Source organism: Arthrobacter sp. UYP6, from assembly GCF_040547315.1.
In the GTDB taxonomy this organism is placed as follows: Bacteria; Actinomycetota; Actinomycetes; order Actinomycetales; family Micrococcaceae; genus Arthrobacter_B.
Genome location: NZ_JBEPPM010000008.1, coordinates 124,188 through 144,404, shown reverse-complemented (window position 1 = coordinate 144,404; position 20,217 = coordinate 124,188). Strand labels below are relative to the sequence as shown.

The 20,217-nt window shown below is 64.0% G+C and carries 18 protein-coding genes; 7 read left to right on the top strand and 11 right to left on the bottom strand.

All coding sequences use genetic code 11. The features are described from left to right. Nucleotides 1–44: 44 nt before the first annotated feature. The 7 genes from ABIB35_RS08880 to ABIB35_RS08850 form a co-directional block, all read right to left on the bottom strand. Entirely contained in the window at nt 45–1,442 is a 1,398-nt protein-coding gene (locus ABIB35_RS08880; RefSeq protein WP_354180668.1) for an ABC transporter substrate-binding protein, read from the bottom strand. A 46-nt stretch (nt 1,443–1,488) separates the two neighbouring features. Beyond that, nucleotides 1,489–2,412, bottom strand: a complete 924-nt coding sequence (locus tag ABIB35_RS08875) for a carbohydrate ABC transporter permease (RefSeq protein WP_354180667.1) — start codon at nt 2,410–2,412, stop codon at nt 1,489–1,491. Further along, on the bottom strand, nt 2,409–3,194 hold the full coding sequence (locus ABIB35_RS08870; protein ID WP_354180665.1) for a carbohydrate ABC transporter permease: 786 nt from the start codon (nt 3,192–3,194) through the stop codon (nt 2,409–2,411). The genes ABIB35_RS08875 and ABIB35_RS08870 overlap by 4 nt, the downstream gene beginning before the upstream one ends. Before the next feature lie 438 nt (nt 3,195–3,632). Continuing rightward, nucleotides 3,633–4,022 carry a universal stress protein gene (locus ABIB35_RS08865; RefSeq protein WP_354180663.1) on the bottom strand — a complete coding sequence of 130 codons (390 nt, stop codon included), beginning with the start codon at nt 4,020–4,022 and terminating at the stop codon, nt 3,633–3,635. Next, on the bottom strand, nt 4,019–5,659 hold the full coding sequence (locus ABIB35_RS08860; protein ID WP_354180662.1) for a tripartite tricarboxylate transporter permease: 1,641 nt from the start codon (nt 5,657–5,659) through the stop codon (nt 4,019–4,021). Before ABIB35_RS08860 ends, ABIB35_RS08865 begins: the two co-directional genes overlap by 4 nt. Beyond that, nucleotides 5,659–6,162, bottom strand: a complete 504-nt coding sequence (locus ABIB35_RS08855; RefSeq protein ID WP_354180660.1) for a tripartite tricarboxylate transporter TctB family protein — start codon at nt 6,160–6,162, stop codon at nt 5,659–5,661. The genes ABIB35_RS08860 and ABIB35_RS08855 overlap by 1 nt, the downstream gene beginning before the upstream one ends. Beyond that, the gene (locus ABIB35_RS08850) at nt 6,159–7,166 is read right to left on the bottom strand and encodes a Bug family tripartite tricarboxylate transporter substrate binding protein (RefSeq protein ID WP_354180658.1); all 1,008 of its coding nucleotides are present in this window, start codon (nt 7,164–7,166) and stop codon (nt 6,159–6,161) included. Before ABIB35_RS08850 ends, ABIB35_RS08855 begins: the two co-directional genes overlap by 4 nt. Nucleotides 7,167–7,377: 211 nt before the next feature. Between ABIB35_RS08850 and ABIB35_RS08845 the strand changes: the two genes are divergently transcribed. Together ABIB35_RS08845 and ABIB35_RS08840 are read left to right on the top strand one after the other, a co-directional pair. Beyond that, on the top strand, nt 7,378–9,021 hold the full coding sequence (locus tag ABIB35_RS08845) for a sensor histidine kinase (RefSeq protein WP_502915758.1): 1,644 nt from the start codon (nt 7,378–7,380) through the stop codon (nt 9,019–9,021). After that, nucleotides 9,018–9,698 carry a response regulator gene (locus ABIB35_RS08840; protein ID WP_354180656.1) on the top strand — a complete coding sequence of 227 codons (681 nt, stop codon included), beginning with the start codon at nt 9,018–9,020 and terminating at the stop codon, nt 9,696–9,698. The genes ABIB35_RS08845 and ABIB35_RS08840 overlap by 4 nt, the downstream gene beginning before the upstream one ends. An 8-nt stretch (nt 9,699–9,706) precedes the next feature. On the opposite strand, the gene ABIB35_RS08835 is transcribed toward ABIB35_RS08840, so the two are convergent. Together ABIB35_RS08835 and ABIB35_RS08830 are read right to left on the bottom strand one after the other, a co-directional pair. Continuing rightward, nucleotides 9,707–10,162 carry a DUF3817 domain-containing protein gene (locus ABIB35_RS08835; RefSeq protein WP_354180654.1) on the bottom strand — a complete coding sequence of 152 codons (456 nt, stop codon included), beginning with the start codon at nt 10,160–10,162 and terminating at the stop codon, nt 9,707–9,709. A 197-nt stretch (nt 10,163–10,359) separates the two neighbouring features. After that, on the bottom strand, nt 10,360–11,268 hold the full coding sequence (locus tag ABIB35_RS08830) for a DUF5996 family protein (protein ID WP_354180653.1): 909 nt from the start codon (nt 11,266–11,268) through the stop codon (nt 10,360–10,362). 142 nt (nt 11,269–11,410) lie between these two features. Between ABIB35_RS08830 and ABIB35_RS08825 the strand changes: the two genes are divergently transcribed. The 4 genes from ABIB35_RS08825 to ABIB35_RS08810 all read left to right on the top strand — a co-directional run bounded on the left by ABIB35_RS08825 (nt 11,411) and on the right by ABIB35_RS08810 (nt 15,895). Next, entirely contained in the window at nt 11,411–12,475 is a 1,065-nt protein-coding gene (locus ABIB35_RS08825; protein WP_354180652.1) for a nucleoside hydrolase, read from the top strand. 163 nt (nt 12,476–12,638) lie between these two features. After that, the gene (locus tag ABIB35_RS08820; protein ID WP_354180650.1) at nt 12,639–13,928 is read left to right on the top strand and encodes a multidrug effflux MFS transporter; all 1,290 of its coding nucleotides are present in this window, start codon (nt 12,639–12,641) and stop codon (nt 13,926–13,928) included. Nucleotides 13,929–13,987: 59 nt separating this feature from the next. Beyond that, entirely contained in the window at nt 13,988–14,740 is a 753-nt protein-coding gene (locus ABIB35_RS08815) for a ZIP family metal transporter (RefSeq protein WP_354180648.1), read from the top strand. A 141-nt stretch (nt 14,741–14,881) separates the two neighbouring features. Continuing rightward, a complete protein-coding gene (locus tag ABIB35_RS08810) occupies nt 14,882–15,895 on the top strand; it encodes an acetylxylan esterase (protein ID WP_354180646.1) in 1,014 nt (337 codons plus the stop codon). A gap of 194 nt (nt 15,896–16,089) precedes the next feature. Here ABIB35_RS08810 and ABIB35_RS08805 read toward each other — a convergent pair whose 3' ends face one another. After that, nucleotides 16,090–17,496 carry a xylulokinase gene (locus tag ABIB35_RS08805; protein ID WP_354180644.1) on the bottom strand — a complete coding sequence of 469 codons (1,407 nt, stop codon included), beginning with the start codon at nt 17,494–17,496 and terminating at the stop codon, nt 16,090–16,092. A 90-nt stretch (nt 17,497–17,586) separates the two neighbouring features. Next, the gene (gene xylA, locus ABIB35_RS08800; RefSeq protein WP_354180642.1) at nt 17,587–18,774 is read right to left on the bottom strand and encodes a xylose isomerase; all 1,188 of its coding nucleotides are present in this window, start codon (nt 18,772–18,774) and stop codon (nt 17,587–17,589) included. A 239-nt stretch (nt 18,775–19,013) separates the two neighbouring features. Here xylA and ABIB35_RS08795 point away from each other — a divergent pair, with 239 nt between their 5' ends. Then, nucleotides 19,014–20,210: an ROK family transcriptional regulator gene (locus ABIB35_RS08795; protein ID WP_354180640.1), complete on the top strand. Its 1,197-nt coding sequence runs from the start codon at nt 19,014–19,016 to the stop codon at nt 20,208–20,210. Nucleotides 20,211–20,217 lie beyond the last annotated feature (7 nt).

The following is a 20,217-nucleotide window of genomic DNA, read 5'->3' as shown; positions in this document are numbered from 1 at the left end:
CGGGCCAGCGGACGCCTGCCGCCGGGCCCGGGTACAGCAGGAGGCTACTTCACTGAGTTGTTGTAGTTCTCCACTTCCCGCTGGAGTTCAGTGACGGCATCCGTGAGTTCGGTTTTGCTGTCTCCTCCCAGCAGGGCACCTTCAAGGGCATCCTCTGCAGCTTTGCGGGCCTGCGGCATGGATCCGGCGGAGCAGCCCTGTGTTGCCGACGTCAGCTGCGTGTCTTCGAGCTGCTGCACGGCTACATCAAACTGCGGGTACTGCTCGCGCCAGGCCACGTCTTTGGGCTCATCCAGGGCAGCCCGGGAGATGGGAAAATAGCCGGTGCCGGTGTGCCAGGTGGCCTGGGTGGCAGGCTCGGCCAGGAACTGCATGAACTGCCATGAGGCTTCCTTCTCGGCATCGGAGTGTCCCTCTCCGGAAATCCAGAGCGAGGCTCCGCCGATGATCGGTCCGGAGTCGTTCTCCTCAATCTTCGGATAGAACCCCACACCCAGTTCAAAGCCCTGCTCCTCGGCAGCCTTCTGCATTCCGCGCAGGGCGCCCGTTGATTCCAGCGTCATCCCAATGGTGCCGCTCTTGAACGCGTTCTGCGCATCCGCCGTGGCGCGGCCCGTGTTCCCTGCAACGCCTGTAGACACCAGGTCCTTCCACCAGTCCACAAACTCCACGGCGGAATCATTGTTCAGCGTGTACTCCGTGGCCCGCTCGCCGGACCGGCCGTTGTCCGGACTGCAGTAGAGCTCGCCGTTGGCAGCAATCTCCTGTTCCAGCAGCCATCCGTAGATGGCTGCGTTGAAGCCGAATTCCGCCGGCCCGCCGTTGACCTTGGACAGCGTATCCGCGGCTGCGCCCACCTCGTCCAGGGTGAGCGGAGCAGTTTCCGGATCCAGCCCGGCGGCCTCGAACAGGGTCTTGTTGTAATAGAGCACCGGCATGGAGGTGTTGAACGGCATGGACCACAGCTCATCGTTGATCGAGTAGTATCCGGCGATGTTGGGCTGCAGATCCGACACGTCGTACTCGTCCCGGTCGATGAAGGCCTGGGTGGGCAGCACCGCCCCGGAATCGATCATGAACTGGGTGCCGATGTCATAAATCTGCACCATGGTGGGAGTGCTCTCGGACTGCACCGCCGCCTTGTATTTGGTGATCGTGGTGTCATAGTCGCCCTGGTAGACGCCCTTGACCTCAATCTTGCCCTCATTGGCAGCATTGAATTCAGTAATCAGCGCGTCGAGCGTCTCACCGTTGGTGCCGTCCATCGAATGCCAAAAATTAACCTCGGTGACGCCGTCGGTCTGTTCCAGGACATCGGCGGCCGGCGCCGCGCCGCCGTCGGCCGCATCATCACCCCCGCCGCCGCAGGCGGACAGCGCCAGAGCCAGGGCCGCAGTTCCGGCCGCCAGCGGCAGGATTCGACGTCGTCGTGTGGTGCGCATGTAGTTCCCCTTCATCGGTGGTTCACAGGTCGATATGGTCGGGCGGTCATTTGATGGAACCGGCGGTAAGGCCGCGGACAATAAACCTCTGGCCGAAGATCACCAGCAGGAGGGTGGGAATAATGGCCAGTACGGTTCCCGCCAGGACCAGCCCGGCGTTGAAGTTATCCGCGGAACGCAGCTGCGTGATGCCAATCTGGATAGTCTGCATCTCCGGAGTCTGGGTCACCAGCAGCGGCCAGAAATACATGTTCCAGGCGGACAGGAAGGACCAGATGCCCAGTGCAGCCAGCGTCGGTTTGGACAGCGGCACCAGCACGGAGACCAGGAAGCGGAAGTGCCCGGCGCCGTCGATCCGCGCCGCTTCCCACAGCTCCACGGGGAAGGACAGGAACGCCTGGCGCAGTAGGAAAATGCCAAATCCGTGGGCCAGGAACGGCAGCACCAGGGCGGGAGTGCTGTTGATCAGGCCCAGGGAGCTCATCGTCAGATAGTTCGGGATGATGATGGCCTCGGAGGGCACCATCATGCTGCACAGGAACAACGCAAACCAGAACGAGCGCCAGCGGACCTTCAGGAACACCAGGGCGTAGGCGGCCAGCATGGAGGTGACCAGTTGGCCCAGCGTGATCAGGCCGGCCATCACCACCGAGTTCACGTACTGCCTGCCCAGCGGAATGCTGTTCAGGGCTCCGGTGAAGTTCTCCGCCCGGAACCCGTCAAACGGCCACAGTGACGCCGGATAGGAATTGATGTCTCCCGGGCCCATGAAGGAGCCCACAAAACCGAAATACACCGGAAAGAGCACGACGACGGCGCCGGCAGTAAGCGCCAGATACGTGAGGACACGGCCCACGGTCAAGGGACGGCGGACCCGCCGCGGGGTGCGGGCAAGCCCCCGCGGGGAGCCGGTTCCGGCACCGGCTCGGGAGCCGCCTCGGGCAGCGGCCGCGGTTACTGTGCGGCTCACCGGTAAAACACCTTCCGCTCCAGGATGCCGAATTGGACCACGGACACCACCACCACAATGATCAGCAGCACCACGGCCTGCGCCGAGGCATAACCAAAGTTGGAGTTGTTGTTCGCAAAGGCCTGTTCGTAGATTGAGTAGACCAGCGTGGTGGTGCTGTCCTGCGGGCCGCCCTTGGTGAGGATATGGATCTGGCCGAAGCTCTGCAGGGCATGGATGGTTCCGGTGACCAGCAGGAAAAACAGTTGCGGGGTCAGCAGCGGCACAATGATCGAGCGCTGCATGCGCCACCCGTGTGCGCCGTCAAGCCGCGCCGCCTCCACCACGTCCTCGGACACTGCTCCGAGTCCGGCGGACAGCACCAGCAGGTTGTAGCCCAGCTGCATCCAGACCGTGGCCAGGGAAACCGACAGCAGTGCCCAGGCAGGATCCGTCAGCCACCCAACCCGGTCCACGCCAAAGAACGCGAGCATGCCGTTGAGCACCCCTGTGGCCTGATTGAACATCACCCCGAAGATCACCGATGCCGTGGCCACCGAATAGGCAAAGGGCAGGGCAAAGGCGGTCCGGAAAAACCGCACGCCTTTAATTTTCTGGTGCAGCAGTAAGGCGAGCACCAGGGCCAGTGCAATGGACGGAATCACTGTCAGGACGGTAAATCCCAGCGTTACCAGCATGACCGTCCGGAACCCGGAATCGGAGAACATCCGGACATAGTGGTCCAGACCCACAAAGCCGGAGGGACGGCCAAAAAGGTCACTTCCCTGAAAGGATAAAAACACCGACCGTCCCAGCGGATAAAACAGAAACGCTGCAAAGACCAGCAGCGCCGGGACCAAATACCACCAGGCCCTGATGCTTCCGCGGTCCGCCGTGCGCTCCGACGGAGGAGGTATCTGTCTCCGTTGAGGAGCGGTTTCCGCTGCCGTGCCTCCCGGGGCGCTCATCTTTCCGCCCTGCCGAAATCCCTCATTCAGTCATTCCCATCCGGAGGGCAAAGTTGCTCCATCGGCGTGCAGTGATGGCGCCACAGTACCCACGGCGATTAAACGAAAGCAAGGAAACCGCAGGTGAACTTTTGGATTCCGTTCTTGCAGGGGTTCCGAATTCCATCCCACCGGGTCATTTCGGCCCTCCCCGGCCCCCTTTTCCCCCGAACATACAGAAAGTGCACGTCTCAGCGTTGAGACGTGCACTTTCTGTATGTTCGCGGGGGAGGGTTAACTCTTTACGGCAAGCACCGGGCAGTGCGCCTGCAACAGGATTCTCTGCGCAGTGCTGCCCATGATCAGCTTGCCCACCGGAGTTCGACGCCGCAGGCCGATAACGATGAGTTCAACCCCTCGTTCCTCGGCTACGGTCAGGATTTCCTCCGCAGCGTCCTGTCCGCGCACTGCCTGGACCAGTTCATAGTCTGTGTCCGTGTCATCCATTTTTGTCCGGAGCCACTGGATGTCATCTGCCTGCAGGTACCTCTCGTCAACCAGGGCGTCTCCGCGGGAAGTGTTGATGACCACCAGTGACGTCTTGCGCAGTGTGCTTTCCTCCACGGCCCGGTCCAAGGCAGCCAGCCCTTCGGCCGTGTTGATGTATCCCACCAATATGCTCATGGCTTTTCGGCTCCCTGTGTCTCTGTTCCGGAAATTTCGGTATCTGCCGGTGAGCCGCTTTGTCCGCCGACCGTTTCCGACTGCGCGTCCAACGCTGCCTCGTCCGGATCCGTGGGAAGGGCCGGCGCACGTTCCATCGAGGCTGCCGGCTTCGGATGACTCCTGCGCCACAGCTTCATGAACAACGGCCAGGCCAGGACAATTGCGGCAATGACATACACCGCAACGGCGATTGGTTCGCTCCACAATCCCGAAATGTCTCCCGCGGAAAGCTGCAGCGCTTTCCGCAGCTGCCCTTCAGCCCGTGGTCCGAGGATCAGCCCGATCACCAGCGGCAGGATCGGGAAGCCAAAACGCCGCATCGCAAAGCCCAGGATGCCCAGCACCAGCAGGATCGCAAGGTCAAACACCTGCAGGTTCACTGCATAGGCCCCCAATGTGGCAAAGAACAAGATGCCGGCGTACAGATATGGACGGGGCAGCCGGAGCAATTTGGCCCACATCGGTGCCAGCGGCAGATTGATCAGCAGCAGGAGGGTGTTGCCGATAAACAGGCTGGCAATCAGGGCCCAGACCAGTTCAGGTTCGCTTTCAAACAGCAATGGCCCGGGTTGGATGCCATATTGCACAAAGGCAGCCAACATGACGGCGGCCGTGGCATTTGTTGGCAGGCCCAAAGCCAGCATTGGTGTCAGCGTTCCCGCAGCGGCGGCATTATTAGCAGCTTCCGGACCGGCTACACCTTCAATGGCCCCGTGCCCGAACTCCTCCGGATGTTTGGAGAGCTTCTTTTCGGTGACGTAGGAAAGGAACGTGGGTATCTCAGCACCGCCGGCAGGCAAGGCCCCGAAAGGAAAACCAAATGCTGTGCCCCGAAGCCAGGGTTTCCACGATCGTTTCCAATCGTTTTTGCCCATCCATGGCCGCCCAACCGGAATAATGCTCAAGGCCGTCCGGCGCAGATGCGCTGCAATCCATAGTGCTTCCCCGACGGCAAAGATGGCCACCGCAACCACTACGATATCCAGCCCGTCGACGAGCAGAGGCATACCGAAAATCAACCGCTGCTGGCCGGTAACAGGATCCATTCCCACCAGGCCAATGGCCAGCCCAAGTCCAAGGGATGCGAAACCACGCAGTTTGGAGGTCCCCAGTACCGCTGTAACGGCGAGAAGCGCCAGCACCATGATGGCCAGATAACTGGGAGCACCCAGGCTCACGGCAAACTTTACCACAAGAGGCGCGAACGCCACCAACAGCGCGGTGCCGATGGTTCCGGCCACGAAGGATCCGATGGCTGCGGTCGCCAAAGCCTGCGCGGCACGGCCGCTCTTGGCCATCTTGTGGCCCTCGATGGCAGTAATGACAGTGGAGGATTCACCCGGCGTGTTAAGCAGGATGGATGTGGTGGAACCGCCGTACATGCCGCCGTAGTAAATTCCGGCAAACATGATGAAGGCACTTGTCGGTTCCATGCCGTAGGTAACGGGCAGCAGGAGGGCCACTGCCATGGCAGGGCCAATGCCGGGCAGCACTCCAACAGCGGTTCCCAGCAGCACGCCCACGAACGCGTACAGCAGATTCATCGGCGTCGCGGCAGTGGCGAAGCCATCCATCAGGAGATTCAAGCTGTTCATCAGAGCACTCCGTCCAGGACACCTGCAGGCAGTTTGATGCCCAGGCCCAGGTAAAAACCGTAAAACGTGATCAGTGAAAGCACCACGGAAACAATTGCGTCCCGGACATAGTGCCGGCTGCCGAGAGCCCAAACACTGCCCCAATAAAGGATCGCGCCCGAAACAACCCAGCCAAGAATGTCGATGAGAAGTATGTTGGCGATGAACGCGGCCACCAGAGGGACTACTGTGCGCCAGTCTGTTCCGTGGCTGAGATCAATATCCTCGCCTCCTTCGACTTCGCCGTGCCCGCCCTTCATGACTTCCCTCGCCAGCAGGGCCGCACACACCAGGAGGAGCCCGCCCACAATGTAGGGAAGCGTCTTCGGTCCCACCGGGTCCGAGTTGGAATATGCAACCTTCAGGGTTGTTGCGTCCCAGATAACGATGATTCCCACCGCTCCGAGCAGGAGAGCCATCCCCAGCTCGGAGCGGCCTTTGAGCGGACTAACTGTTTGGCTCATGCCAGCCCGAGCTTGGACAGGACGTCGGAGACCCGCTGGTCCTGCTCCGTGAGGAAGGCGGAGAACTCCTCACCGGTGATGAAGGCGTCCGTCCAGCCGTTCGTGGCCAGGGCTTCTTGCCATTCATCGGTGCCCTGCATCTTCTCCAGCGCGGCAACCAACTTCTCCCGATCGTCGTCGTCGATTCCGGGAGGGGCAACGATGCCGCGCCAATTAGTGAAGACAAGGTCAATGTCCGACTCTGTGAGCGTAGGTGCGTCTACACCCTCAAGCCGATCTTCCCCGCTGGTCGCCAGCACACGGATTTCGCCGGTCTTGATTTGGTCGATGTATTCCCCGGCACCTGAGGCAGCGAACCCGAGCTTATTTCCGAGGATGGCCGGCAGGAGGTCACCGCCGCCGTCGTAGGATACAAAGTTCACATCCGCCGGATTGATGCCCAGCGTGTCAGCCAGCTGCATGGGGAGAAGGTGGTCGGGGCCTCCCGGGGAGGAGCCACCGCCTACTGAGATGGCCGACGGGTCTTTCTTCCAGGCCTGGACCAGGTCATCCATTGTTTGGTACGGAGAATCCTTCGACACCATAATGGCGCCCGGCTCTTCGATGAGACGGGCCAGCGGTGTGGTCTCCGTGAGTTTTGCTTCAGAGTCATTGGTGTAGCTGGCGCCCACAACCCCCAGCCCCATAAGCATCGTCAGGTCACCATTGCCCTCTTCGTTGACAATCCGCGCCAAACCGACGGTGCCGCCCGCTCCGGCAAGGTTGAAAACCTCGGTGCCTGAAGCGATATCGGTTTGATCCATGACTTTCGCTGCGACGCGGGCGGTAGTGTCATAACCTCCGCCCGGAGTGTTGGGAACCAGAATCCGGAGGCCGGACAAAACCCCGGCTGATGATCCATCGCCCTCCTCAGCTTCCGCTCCTCCAGTCACTCCGCAGGCGGAAGCGGAGAGCACAATCCCGGTAACAACTGCAGCCAGCCGCAGACCCTTCATTGGGCGCATTTGAACAACCTTTTCTTGTAGTGACGTGCAAGCCTCCTCACCCTAGGATTTGCTTGTGACGCACGTCACTGTTGTGGTCACTGTGTACGTTGTGTTCATTGTGTTCACCTTGACGGGAATTGGAATCCAATGAACGGTATAGTCTCTTGCCATCCGGGTGTCCGGACAATCCATTTGCCCGAGACGGCGCGTTGACCGGAGGAAGAATCCTGTGCTGAAAAAGCACTACGGTGCGGCAAAGAAGCCGCGCTGGCGATTGTCCCTGGCTTCCCAGTATCTGGGACTGCAGTCCCTGATTGTGTTTGCTGTCTTTGTAGCAGTGCTGGCCCTATCCATCACGCAGTCCGCAGCATCCACCTTGCGGACGGAATCCCGCAAAGCCCTTTCAGCCGCGGAGAGCATGGCATCGATGCCTGCTGTGCGAACCCTTCTACCGAACGCCCATCCCAGAGTAGGGGCAGCTCTGCCCTCCGTCGCTGAATCAGTTCGCTCAGTATCCGGGGCACGCTCAGCGATCCTGGCTTCTCCGAACCGGCGGATCCTCACCTCCCCCGACCCCGCCGAGATTGATACTGTCTTGGATCTCGGTTCCAGCGATGTACTCTCCGGACGGTCCTGGACCGGCCTGACGGAAACCGCTGGGCGCACTTTTGTTTCTGCGCATGTTCCAATACTGGGTGACGACGGTGAAATAGTGGGAATTTCCGCTGTCAGTATGGAGTACCCGTCCGTGGTGGAACGGCTGAGCATTGCAACGCCTACCTTGTTGATCTACCTCGCCGTGGCCGGTGTACTGGGAACGGTGGGCTCGCTGCTCTTGGCGGCGCGGGTCAAACGCCAAACCCTGGGTCTGGAGCCCCAGGAGATCACCTCCTTGGTGGAGCACAGGGAGGCCATGCTGCACGGCGTTAAAGAGGGCGTACTCGCGCTGGACATGCAGAACCGCATTACTCTGGCCAACGACGGCGCCTACCGGATGCTGAGCCTGCCGCCGGGGTCAGTGGGCCGCACGTTGGCGGATATGGAAATTGAGCCAATCCTGCAGGACGTCCTTACCCGCGAGCAGGTGGGCACAGATCGGCTTGTCCTGGTCAACGATCGGGTTTTGGTCTTCAACCGCAAGCCGCTCAGTTCCCGCGGCAGCCAGCTGGGATCTGTCACCACCATGCGCGACCGCACCGAGCTCTCCTACTTGGAGGCGGAACTGGGTATCACTAGGACAATCACTGAGACGCTGCGGGCCCAGACCCACGAGTTCGCGAACCAGCTCCACACAATCTCCGGACTGATTCAGCTGCGGGAATTCGACGATGTGGTGACGTATGTCAATGGCGTGAGCAGCAGCCGCAGCAGCCTGCACCAGGGAATTACCTCCTGCATCGGGGACCCCACGCTGGCAGCGCTGCTTATCGCCAAAACGAGTTTGGCGGCCGAGCGAGGAGTCTCCCTGCAACTAAACAGCGAATCCAGGATGGGACGGGCTGATGAGAACCTCACCCTCGATCTCACCACCGTTGTAGGAAACCTGGTAGACAATGCCATAGACGCTGCGGCCGGCGGGACCGAAGCCCAAGTCCACGTCACCATCACCGAAGATACCGCCGGTTTGAACATCCTCGTCCGGGATACGGGCCCCGGGGTCAGTACCGAGATGAGCAGGAACATCTTCCGTCAGGGATTCAGCACCAAGGACGCCAAGGGCGCGGGCGGCCGCGGCTTTGGGCTCGCCCTTACCCGGCTCACCTGCATGCGCCGGGGCGGAGACGTCAAGGTGTGGAATGACGGCGGAGCTGTCTTCGCGGCACGACTTCCGGCACCTGTGGAACAACCGGTCAGAGAGGGGACCAGCAAATGATCAAAGTACTCATCATCGATGATGATTTCATGGTGGCCCGGGTCCACGCCGGATTCGTCAGTCAGGCAGAAGGCTTCCAAGTGGTCGGCGCGGCCCACACAGGCGCCACTGCCTTGAAGGAAACTCTGCGTCTGGAGCCGGATCTTGCGCTCCTTGATATCCACCTTCCAGACATCAACGGGCTTGACCTCCTGGCGCAGCTCAGGGAAGTTGCCCCCGAACTGGACGTCATTGTTATTAGTGCAGCCCGGGAAACAGCCACCGTCCGGCGTGCGCTTCGCGGCGGCATAGTCCATTATCTGATGAAACCGTTTACAGGAGCTGATCTCAGAGAGCGGCTGAAGCACTATCGGCTGACGTACCGTCCGCTGGTCTCGGGTACGGAAAGTGCAACGCAAACGGACATCGATCATGTGTTCGGCTGTGACCGCCCCGCCAAGCTACCTTTACCCAAAGGGTGCAGCGTGGAAACCCTCCGGCTTGTGGCGGCAGCGCTCACTGTCGCCAAGGGTGACCTTTCAGCCACTGAAACAGCTGAAGCGCTGGGCATGTCCCGCGTTAGCACCCGGCGATATCTGGAGTATCTGACGAACTCAGGAAGCGTCGAAGTGCGGTTGCGCTACGGTGCCGGCCGGCCCGAACGCCGCTATTCGCTGCTCCCGGGCGCCGGCCGATAGTAGAGAGGTTAGCTCACCGAAACGGGCGGGCCCAGGATGAGCAGCACGGTGAAGACGACGGCGATGGCCGCCAGGGCCACGATCACGGACACGGCCGGACGGCGGAGCACCACAGCCTGGATCTTCTCCGCGGCACCGGCGGGGGCCTCACCGCCGGGGGCAAGCCGCCAGCCGCCGTCGAGCTTTCCCCGCCGGTCCATGGTGCGTTCAAAAGGAATGGTGGTGTAGGGAATGACCGCCGTCACCAGGCCCAGAAAGATGGTGCCAACAGACCATTTCTGGTTGACGCCCACAAAGACGGTGCTGGCGGCGTAGGAAAGGAACACAAACCCGTGGATGCCGCCGGCGATCGGCATAAAGGCCTCGTTGTCCAAAACGTATTTGGTGAACATGGCGGCCAGAAGCAGGGTCCAGGTGACGGCCTCGGCAAAGGCCAGGCTGCGGAACAAAGTGCGGGGAGTCATCAGGCTCTCTCGGTCGGGGTGGATGCTTGCGGCAAACGCGACGTTACCAACGTCTTGTCAGTATCGTATCGCGGCAGCCGTTCCGGCCGGGCTCCCGGAAGCATCGATGCGAGGAAGATCAACCCTTTGATGGACCCGGCCCGCAGCCGCTGCGCCCTTACACCCGCTAGGTCCGTACCCGCCGGGTTTCGCGGCAGCTAGCTGCCGTAGGTCAGCGGTTCGGTGATCCAGTCCAGGTCCTTCCACCGGTCCACCCGCTGCAGGATCCCGAAGCTGGACCGGCAGAACTCCTCCACAGCCTGCTGCGGATCGGGCGCGGCAAAGGCATCCTCCAGCCGGAAGACAAACTCGCTCTCCTGAGCCAGGAACTGCGCCGCCGTTGGTGCCAGCAGCGACCCGTAACTGCCGATGTCCGCCAGGAACGGATACGGCAGGGCGTAAAACGACGGCGCTGTCATCTTGGTGTCGCCGGGCCAGAAACCAACTTCGAAGAACTTCTCGTCGAAGCCGTTCCTGCCGATCGGGTCCGTCCCCGAGTACGGTGCGGGCTGCCCGCTGTACACGTTGCCGGAAAGGTCCATGGTGCCGAACCAGAACGCGGGCATATCCACTTTTCCGCGCATCGGCGCCAGAAAACCCGACAGCGACCGATAGGCAAACTGCAGGTTCGCCAGGAACAGCTCCACCGCGTCCCGGTCATAGGAGCGGTGCTTGGTGTCCCGGTCAAAGGGTGTGGGATCGTGGAACTCCTGCGGCGTGGTGTTGATCGGCGTGGGAGTGCCGATCATGTCCAGCGACGCCATCAGTTCCCGGTGGAAATCAGCAACACTGAGTCCGTCCAGCAGCGGAATTCGAACCCGCACACCCAGGCTGTTCTGCACGTCCACATGGTGCTGGGCCAGGTTGAAGTAAATCTCAAAGTTGCAGCCCTCGGCGGGGATAATTCCCGTACCGATGCCCTGGATGGTGGTGTCCAGCCGAACATGCGCCCACTCCGGACGTTTGTAGCTGCGGGCCAGTTTCACTTTGCCCGCCATCTGCAGGAACAGGTGCAGAGTGTCGGCGGTGTCCTGCCAGTCGGTGTAGTTTCTGAATCTCTGATCCATGGAATTCGCCTCTTCACGGTGGCGGGAACCCGCGGCCGATACTGCGTCGCCGGGCTCCTCCCAGTGTGAAACGTGCCTGTTTCACGGTCAACGAGAGTCAGCGTGCTCGCTAGACTGGAATCCCAAAACTGACGGAGTCCCAATGAGCACCCCCAGCCCTGCATCCGCAGCTGCGAACACCCCTGCACCAAGCCCTGTGGCCGATCCTGCGCCTGTTCTTTCGCCGGATGCCCGGCCCGCCCCCGTAGCCGCCGCCGTCCTGGCCGACGTCGATACCGGCATGGACGATGCGCTGGCGCTGGTGTTCCTGGCCCGGGATCCGCGGATCAATCTCCTGGCCGTGACCTGCGTGGCCGGCAACACCGACGTCGACCAGGTTCTCCGCAATACCCTGGACGTGCTGCACGCAGCCGGTGCCGGCGGCGTGCCCGTGGCCCGCGGCGCGGAGCGGCCCCTGATCAACGAGCCCCGGAACGCCCATGCCTTCCACGGCGCCAACGGATTGGGCGGCCTGGAGCTGCCGCGCAGCCCGCACTCCCCCAGCACCCTGGCCGCCGTCGAGCTGATGCACCGCACCATCGAGGACTCGCCGGTTCCGGTGACCCTGCTGGCGCTGGGCCCGCTGACCAATGTGGCCGTGTTCCTGCGGGCCTATCCGGCCACCGCACGCAAGCTGGAGCGCATCGTGTTCATGGGCGGTTCGGCCGGCGTCGGGAACGCGACGTCGCACGCCGAGTTCAACGCCTGGCACGACCCCGAAGCGCTGGCCATGGTGATCCACAGCGGCATCCCCACCCTCATGTACGGGCTGGATGTTTTCATGCAGGCCACGCTGGAACCCGGCCAGTACCTTCCGCTGGCGGACGCGGACGACGACGGCGCCCGGCTGGTCGGGGAGATCCTCACCGTCAGCGGGCTCCGGGGTGGGGCTGCGGAGCCGCAGCCGGTGACCATCGGTGATGCCGGCGCCGCCTGCCTGATCGCGGTTCCGGAAACGGTGGAGCTGCTGCGTTATCCGGTACGGGTGGAACTGTCCGGGTACAGCCGCGGACAAACCCTGGTGGACCGCCGGCTGCAGCCCGGGGAAAGCGAGCACCACGGCGACGCCGGTCCCGTGCCGGTCATCGAGGTGGCCCTGCGCCTGGACCATGGGCTGATGGCGGAAACCTTTCTGGACGCCGTTCGGGCGCCGGCCGACCGGTCCTAGTTACGACCGGGCCGGTTTCGGGACTCACAGTGGCGCACGCCACTGCCCTGCACCCTTGTTCCCCTCACCGGGGCACCCCTAGGCTGGACGGGGCCGCCGCCGGCGTTCCTTCCCTTCACTTCCTCTGAGCCTTACCTCACCCGCATCTGAAACAGGAGCCCCGTTGAGCTTTCCCCCCAGGACCCAGGGCGTCCGCCCGAACTACCGTCCAGGGATTAAGTACATCCTGATGCTGGGCGCCCTGGCGGCGCTTCCGGCCGTCACCACGGACATGTACCTGCCGTCGCTGCCAACCGTCGCCTCGGAGCTGAACACCAGCCAGGCCGCTGCGCAGTTCACCATGTCGGGAACCCTCATTGGCGCCGCCGTCGGGCAGCTGGTCATCGGCCCTTTTTCGGACCGGGTCGGCCGGCGGCTTCCGCTGCTGATCGGCATTAGCCTGCACATCGTTGTCTCCCTGCTCTGCGCCGTAGCGCCGGACATCGGCACGCTCATTGGGCTGCGGGTTCTGCAGGGATTCTTCAATGCTGCCGCGGGTGTGGTGGCAATCGCCGTCATCCGGGACCGCTTTTCCGGCTCGGACGCCGCACGGCTGCTGTCCCGGCTGATGCTCGTCATTGGGCTGGCGCCGCTGCTGGCCCCCACGATCGGCCAGGCGGTAGCAAGCATTTGGCAGTGGCGGGCAGTGTTCGTGGCCCTGGCCCTGATCGGCCTGGTGCTGGTGCTGATTGTCTGGCGGTTCATGCCCGAAACACTGCCCGCTGAACGGCGGCGAACCCGCGGAGGCCCCAGCGCCTTCCGCGGCTACCGGGTGCTGCTGCGGGACCGGCACTTTCTCGCCCTGGCCCTGATTCCCGGGCTGGGCATGGCCGTCATCATGAGCTATGTGGTGGGCTCTCCGTTCGTTTTCCAGGACGAATACGGCCTGACCCCCGGGCAGTACGCCCTGGTCTTCGCCGTCAACGGGGCCGGCATGGTGCTCTCCGCGCAGGTCAACGCCGCCTTGGTGCACCGCTCCTCCCCCACACGCATCATGCGCATCACCATTCCGGTCCTGCTGGGGCTGTCACTGCTGCTGCCGGTCATCATCCTCACCGGGCTGGGCGGCGTCTTTGGCCTGGCCGCCGGCCTGTGGCTGGTGCTGGGCATGCACGGGCTGATCGCCGCCAACGCCACCGTCAGTGCACTGGGCAACTACGGTCACATGGCCGGTTCCGCAGCGGCCCTGATCGGAGCCCTGCAGGTGGGAATCGCCGGCGTCGTCAGTCCGTTGGTGGGAGTCTTCGGCGGCGGTGCGCTGGCCATGTCCGGCGTCATCATCGGCTGCTGCGTGCTGATGACCCTCATCCTTGCCGTGGCCACACCGGCGTACCGGCGGGGCGGGGTGGCCAGGCTGGAGGCCGCCGTCGTGCACCCTGATACCGTAGCCGCCGCCGAAGTTAGGGAAAAATAGCCCGCAAAAAGTAAGTATCCTGAGTACCGAATATCGGTATTTCTGGAGAAGGACACGCTTTGGGTTCGTGGTTTGCGGCACTGTTGTGGGGAACGGTTGCCGGTTCGGCACTGGTGGTAGGCTCCGGAATCGCCTGGAGATGGCAGATCCACCCCAAGGTTGTTTCCTCGATCATGGCCTTCGGCTCCGGGGTGCTCATTTCGGCGCTGGCGTTCGAACTTGTTGACGAGGCAGTCCGGGGCGGCGGGCTCCAGCCCACGGTTGCCGGTTTCATGGCCGGCGCCGTGGCCTACGTTGGCGCCAACCTTCTGCTGGCCCGGGCCGGCGCACGGCACCGCAAGCGTTCCGGTTCCCAGCAGCCGCGCGAAGCGGATCAGTCCGGCAGCGGCAGCGCCCTTGCCATCGGTGCATTGCTGGACGGAATTCCCGAATCCGTGGTGCTCGGGCTCGGACTGGTGACGGCTTCGGCGGTCAGCCCGGCCATGCTGGCGGCAGTGTTCATATCCAATGTCCCCGAAGGTCTCTCCAGCACCGCGGGCATGAAGGTATCCGGGCGCAGCGCCAAGTACGTCTTCGGTGTTTGGGGCGGCATTGCGGTGATCTGCGGGCTAGCCTCGATGGTTGGCTTTATGGCCCTGCAGGACGCCCCCGCTGAACTCATTGCTTTCATTACGGCCATTGCCGCCGGAGCAATTCTGGCCATGCTGGCGGACACAATGATTCCGGAGGCCTTCGAGGAAAGCCACATGTTCACTGGATTGATTGCCGCGCTGGGTTTTCTCGCGGCCTTTTCCATCCACGAGCTGGGCTGAGCGGTCCCGGAGCGTGACTTCGAGAGGCAGGGCGTCCGGAGTGTGGCACCGATGGGAACCGGCGCCCGTCCGGCGGATACACTGTGTCGTGGCTCTCACCGCTGCACTGCCGCATCCCCTGACAGACAGGACTTCCCCGCCATGTATTCCGACCTGCCCGCCGACCAGCTTCGGGCCTACACCAGCTCCCAGACCCGCCCGGCCGATTTCGCCGAGTTCTGGTCCGAAACCCTGGATGAGGCACGGTCCCACCCCCTGAACCTGACGGTCACTGCGGAGCCCACGGTGTTGGAAACAATCGATGTGTATGACGTGGAGTTTGCCGGCTGGAACGGCGAGCCGGTGCGCGCCTGGCTGCGGCTGCCGCACGGCGCCGCGGAAGCCCTTCCGTGCGTGGTGGAATTCGTTGGCTACGGCGGCGGGCGCGGTGAACCGCACGAAAATCTGTTGTGGGCCGGTGCCGGCTTTGCGCACCTCCACATGGACACCCGCGGCCAGGGCGCCTCCTGGAGCAAGGGCGCGACGCCGGACGGTGCCGGAAGCGGCGGGCCGCAGGTTCCCGGCGTCATGACTCGCGGCATCCTGGATCCGCAGACCTATTATTACCGCCGGCTGTTCACCGACGCGGTCCGGGCCGTCCAAGCGGCCCGCGAGCTGGCCGTCGTGAATCCGGACCGGGTGGCAGTGACCGGCATCAGCCAGGGCGGCGCCGTCGCTCTGGCCGCCACGGCGCTCTGCCCCGGTCTGCGCGGGGCCGTGGTACGGGTTCCGTTCCTCTCCGATTTCCCGCGCGCCCTGCAGATCACGGACGCCTATCCGTACCGCGAAGTGCGCGACTTCCTGTCCGTCCACCGCACCGAGGCCGATCGGGCACAGGAGACGCTGCGCTACTTCGACGGCGTGAACTTCGCTGCCCAGGCCACGGTTCCGGCTTTGTTCACAGCCGGACTCATGGATGCTGTCACTCCCCCGTCCACCGTCTACGCCGCCTACAATGCCTACGCCGGACCGAAGCAGATCACGGCGTGGCCGTTCAACGGACACGAAGGCGGAGGTGCCGAGGACGACGTCGCCGCCGTGCACTTCCTGCGGGAAATGACCGCCGCCGGGGCGTCGTCCGAGGCTGCAACGGCTGGCGCCGTGGCTGTCGGCTAGCGACTGACCGCCGAGTGTCGACGTCGTGCCGCTTTCGCCCAACGAGTGTCGCGATCATGCCGCTTTCTCGCGCGCATTCCAACATCGCCGCGACAATGGACGCGGCGAAGGGCCACTAACTCGACACTCGGCGCCCGTGCCGCTTAGCCCGGCCGAGAAGCCCACACTGGCCGAGAAAGCAGAGAAGGCCAAACCTACCGTGCCGTGGCCGCAGCCTGCCGGTAGCGCGCCAGGATCTGCGGCGCGGGAGCAGCCTTCACCACCGACTCACTCGCCGCTGTCCACTCGGGCCATGCACCGGCCAGCACGGCCGCAGCCTGCTGGGCAGCGCCGTCGGCCACATATTCCCCGGGTGCAGGAACGCTCACGGGCAGCCCGAAGACCGCGGAAACAGCATGCTGCAGCGCCTCCGAGCGGGCCGCGCCACCCACCAGGATCACGCGCTGCACCTCAATGCCCAGGTCCTGCAGCGCCTGCAGCCCATCCGCCAGGGAACAGGCAATGCCTTCGACGGCGGCCCGGGCCAGGTTCTCCGGCGTGAAGTTCGCCAGCGTCATTCCATGCAGCGAACCGGTCGCCTCGGGAAGGTTCGGGGTCCGCTCGCCCTCAAAGTACGGCACCAGGCTCAACCCGCCCGCCCCGTCCGATGCGGCCAGCGCCAGCCGGGTCAGCTCCGAAAGGTCCGCGGACAGCAGCGCCGCGGTGGCATCCAGGACCCTTGACGCGTTGAGTGTGCAGGCCAGCGGCAGGAAGTGGCCGGTGGCGTCGGCGAAACCGGCCACCAGCCCCGTCGCGTCGGCGGACGGATCCTGCGTCACCGCGAAAACGGTACCCGAAGTACCCACGGAGACGACGACGTCACCCACCCCGGCTCCTACGCCCAGGGCGGCACCGGCGTTGTCTCCGGTGCCCGGTGCAATGACAGCGCCCGACGGCGTCCGCTGATCCGCTTCCAGCGGCCCCAGTACGCGCGGCAGCAACGGCACATGTCCCAGCGTCTCTTCCAGGACAGCGGGCAGATATTCACCCGTGGCCGGGGACCAGTACCCGGTCCCGGAAGCATCCGAGCGGTCAGTGCGCAGCGCCTGAAGTCCGGCGCGGCCGCTGCCCGGGCCGAAGCCGGCCAGCCGCCAGCTCAGCCAGTCGTGCGGCAGGCACACCGCGGCGGTCCGCGCTGCATTCTCGGGTTCATTTTCCGCCAGCCAGCGCAGCTTGGCGGCGGTAAGGGAGGCCACCGGAACGGTGCCGGTCTCCCCCGCCCAGTAGCGGGCGCCGTCGGGCCCGGCGTCGGCGACCATTTTCTCGGCAGCCGCCGCCGACCTGACGTCATTCCACAGCAGGGCCGGGCGGACCACCGCGCCGTCCTCGTCCAGGCACACCATGCCGTGCTGCTGGCCGGAGACCGCCACGGCTTCGACGTCGTTTAATCCGCCGGCGGCGTCCACCGCCTCCTGCAGCGCGCGCCACCAGACTTCCGGATCAATTTCGGTGCCGTCCGCGTGCCGTGCGGTTCCGGAGCGGATCAGGGCGCCGGTGGCGGAGTCCCGGATGACCACTTTGCAGGATTGAGTGGAGCTGTCCACTCCGGCGACCAATGCCATGGCGGTACCTTTCCTTGTTCGTCGTCGTTCTCGTCAGACACCGCAACGCCGGGCCCGTAACAACGGACCCGGCGGCAGGGCGGAAGCGTTCTAGCGGGCGCCCATGAGGTGTTCCAGCGCGAGCTGGTTCAGCCGGACAAATCCGAAGGAGCGCTCCGAGGCCTTGTCGGCGTCGAAATCGTCGAAGGAGGACGTGTCCGCCAGGAACTCCGCCGTGCTTTCGCCGGCGTCCAGGGTTGACTCGGCCAGCTCGAACACCCCGGAGGTGGCCAGCGCTTCCTGCACCTCGGGATCGGCGCGGAAAGCGACGGCGCGTTCCTTGAGCAGCAGGTACATGGACATGTTGGCCTTGGCGGATTCCCAGACGCCGTCGTAGCCCTCGGTGCGGGAGGGCTTGTAGTCGAAGTGCCGCGGACCCTCATAGGTGGGGCCGCCGTTGGGGAATCCGTTTTCAAGCAGGTCCACCGTGAAGAACGCACTGGTGAGGTCGCCGTGGCCGAACACCAGATCCTGATCGAACTTGATGGACTTTTGGCCGTTGAGGTCAATGTGGAAGAGCTTGCCTGCCCAGAGAGCCTGGGCGATGCCGTGGTTGAAGTTCAGCCCGGCCATCTGCTCGTGGCCGGTCTCCGGGTTCAGGCCCACAATGTCGCCGTGCTCCAGCTCGTTGATGAAGGCCAGGGCGTGGCCGATAGTGGGCAGGAAAATGTCGCCGCGGGGTTCATTCGGCTTGGGCTCCAGCGCAAGGCGCAGGTTGTAGCCCTTCTCCTTGACATAGCCGGCAACGGTGTCCACGCCTTCTTTCATGCGGTCGTAGGCGGCGGCAAAATCCTTGGAGCCGTCATATTCGGCGCCTTCACGCCCGCCCCACATGACGAAGGTTTCGGCACCCATTTCAGCGGCCAGGTCCATGTTGGCCATGACCTTGCGCAGCGCGAAGCGGCGGATGGAGCGGTCATTGGAGGTGAATCCACCGTCCTTGAACACCGGATGGCTGAACAGGTTGGTGGTCACCATAGGGACCTTCAGGCCGGTCTCGGCCAGGGCTGCCTGGAAGTTCTTCAGGGTCCGCTCGCGCTCGGACGCTGTGGCGTCGAACGGAATCAGGTCATTGTCGTGGAACGTGATGCCGTAGGCCCCCAGATCGGCCAGCCGGTGCACGGCCTCCACCGGGTCCAGATCTGCACGGGTGGGAACACCGAACGGATCGTTGCCGGTCCAGCCCACTGTCCAGAGGCCAAAGGTAAAACGGTCGGATGGTGAGGGCGTCGTTGTCACTATTCACTCCAAGAGCCGATATTAGTTGGGAACAACAACTTATGGCGGTAATACCTCCAGTGTCAATGGTTTTTTCAAGACCGCATCGGTATACAGGGCCAGATCCGCGGGAATACTCATCTGCGACAACAAAAGCAGGCAAAGCACGGCGGTGGGGGTTAGGGTGAGAAACGGTCCGCGTCGCTGCCACAGCAGCCAGCGCGGGTCCGGACACCACCTCCAGCAGAAACGGCAGCAGCATGAGCACCGGCACTTCCTCCGGCACGGAGAGCATCCGCGCCCAGAACCTCTCGCGGATCCTGACGCTGGTGCACCGCCGAGGGCCGCTCTCCCGCGCCGAGCTGACCCGGCTCTGCGGCTTCAACCGCTCCACCGTGGGGGCCCTCGTGGCCGAGCTGGGCGAACTGGGGCTGGCCTATGAGACTGATCCGCCGGCCCTCAAGCGGGTGGGACGGCCCAGCCCGCTGGTCCACGCAAACGAACGGGTTGCGGCCATTGCAGTGCATCCCGACGTCGACGCCGTCACCGTGGGCCTGATCGGGCTGGGCGGTACGGTTCACCGCCGGGTGCGGTACGACGCCGGATCCCTGCCCACGGTTGCCGAGACCGTCAACATCTCCAGGGCCGTGGTGGAAGGCATGCAGACCGAGCTGGCCGGGATGACCCGCGTGGCGGGGGTGGGGGCCGCCGTGCCCGGACTGGTCAACAGCACCATCGGCACGGTCCTCCTGGCACCGCATCTCAAATGGTTCGATGAGCCGCTCGCCGCCGCACTCAGCGCCGGGCTGGGACTGCCTGCCCGTGCCGCGAATGACGCCAATCTCGGTTCGCTGGCCGAGAGCCTCTTCGGCGCCGCCGTGGGAGCGTCCGACGTCGTCTACCTCAACGGCAGCGCCAGCGGCATCGGCGGCGGCGCGATGGTGGGCGGTGTGCCGCTGCGCGGAGCCAGCGGATATGCCGGGGAACTGGGCCATACCGTGGTGACCCCCGGCGGCACACCCTGCCACTGCGGCCGCAGCGGTTGCCTGGAAACGGAGGTCAGCCTGGGCAGGTTGCTGGCCATTCTGGGCTTGGAACATGCCGATCAGGACCAGCTCGAAGCCGCCATCGTCCGGGACAGCTCCCCCGCACTGAGCGCCGAGACCCACCGGCAGCTGGACCTCCTCGCGGTGGCACTGACCAACTTCGTGAACATCTTCAATCCGGGCACGATCGTCCTGGGCGGTTTCCTGGGCGTCCTGCACTCTCTTGCCCCCGGCCGGCTGGAGGCCGCGGTGGCGGACGGCGCCATCGGCGGGCTGGGCAGCGGCGTGACTATCAGCCGTGCCGCCCTTGGCACCGAACTGCTGCTGGTGGGCGCGGCGGAACTGGTGTTCGCCGGGCTGCTGGCCGATCCGGCGTCGGTGGGTGCGCTGCCGCAGCCCGTCCTGAACTGATGAACGG

Bases quoted from the DNA above. Each gene is read 5' to 3' on its own strand.
- ABIB35_RS08880 (WP_354180668.1), bottom strand. From the start codon at position 1,442: ATGCGCACCACACGACGACGTCGAATCCTGCCGCTGGCGGCCGGAACT.
- ABIB35_RS08865 (WP_354180663.1), bottom strand. From the start codon at position 4,022: ATGAGCATATTGGTGGGATACATCAACACGGCCGAAGGGCTGGCTGCC.
- ABIB35_RS08860 (WP_354180662.1), bottom strand. From the start codon at position 5,659: ATGAACAGCTTGAATCTCCTGATGGATGGCTTCGCCACTGCCGCGACG.
- ABIB35_RS08855 (WP_354180660.1), bottom strand. From the start codon at position 6,162: ATGAGCCAAACAGTTAGTCCGCTCAAAGGCCGCTCCGAGCTGGGGATG.
- ABIB35_RS08850 (WP_354180658.1), bottom strand. From the start codon at position 7,166: ATGCGCCCAATGAAGGGTCTGCGGCTGGCTGCAGTTGTTACCGGGATT.
- ABIB35_RS08840 (WP_354180656.1), top strand. From the start codon at position 9,018: ATGATCAAAGTACTCATCATCGATGATGATTTCATGGTGGCCCGGGTC.
- ABIB35_RS08835 (WP_354180654.1), bottom strand. From the start codon at position 10,162: ATGACTCCCCGCACTTTGTTCCGCAGCCTGGCCTTTGCCGAGGCCGTC.
- ABIB35_RS08830 (WP_354180653.1), bottom strand. From the start codon at position 11,268: ATGGATCAGAGATTCAGAAACTACACCGACTGGCAGGACACCGCCGAC.
- ABIB35_RS08825 (WP_354180652.1), top strand. From the start codon at position 11,411: ATGAGCACCCCCAGCCCTGCATCCGCAGCTGCGAACACCCCTGCACCA.
- ABIB35_RS08810 (WP_354180646.1), top strand. From the start codon at position 14,882: ATGTATTCCGACCTGCCCGCCGACCAGCTTCGGGCCTACACCAGCTCC.
- ABIB35_RS08805 (WP_354180644.1), bottom strand. From the start codon at position 17,496: ATGGCATTGGTCGCCGGAGTGGACAGCTCCACTCAATCCTGCAAAGTG.
- ABIB35_RS08795 (WP_354180640.1), top strand. From the start codon at position 19,014: ATGAGCACCGGCACTTCCTCCGGCACGGAGAGCATCCGCGCCCAGAAC.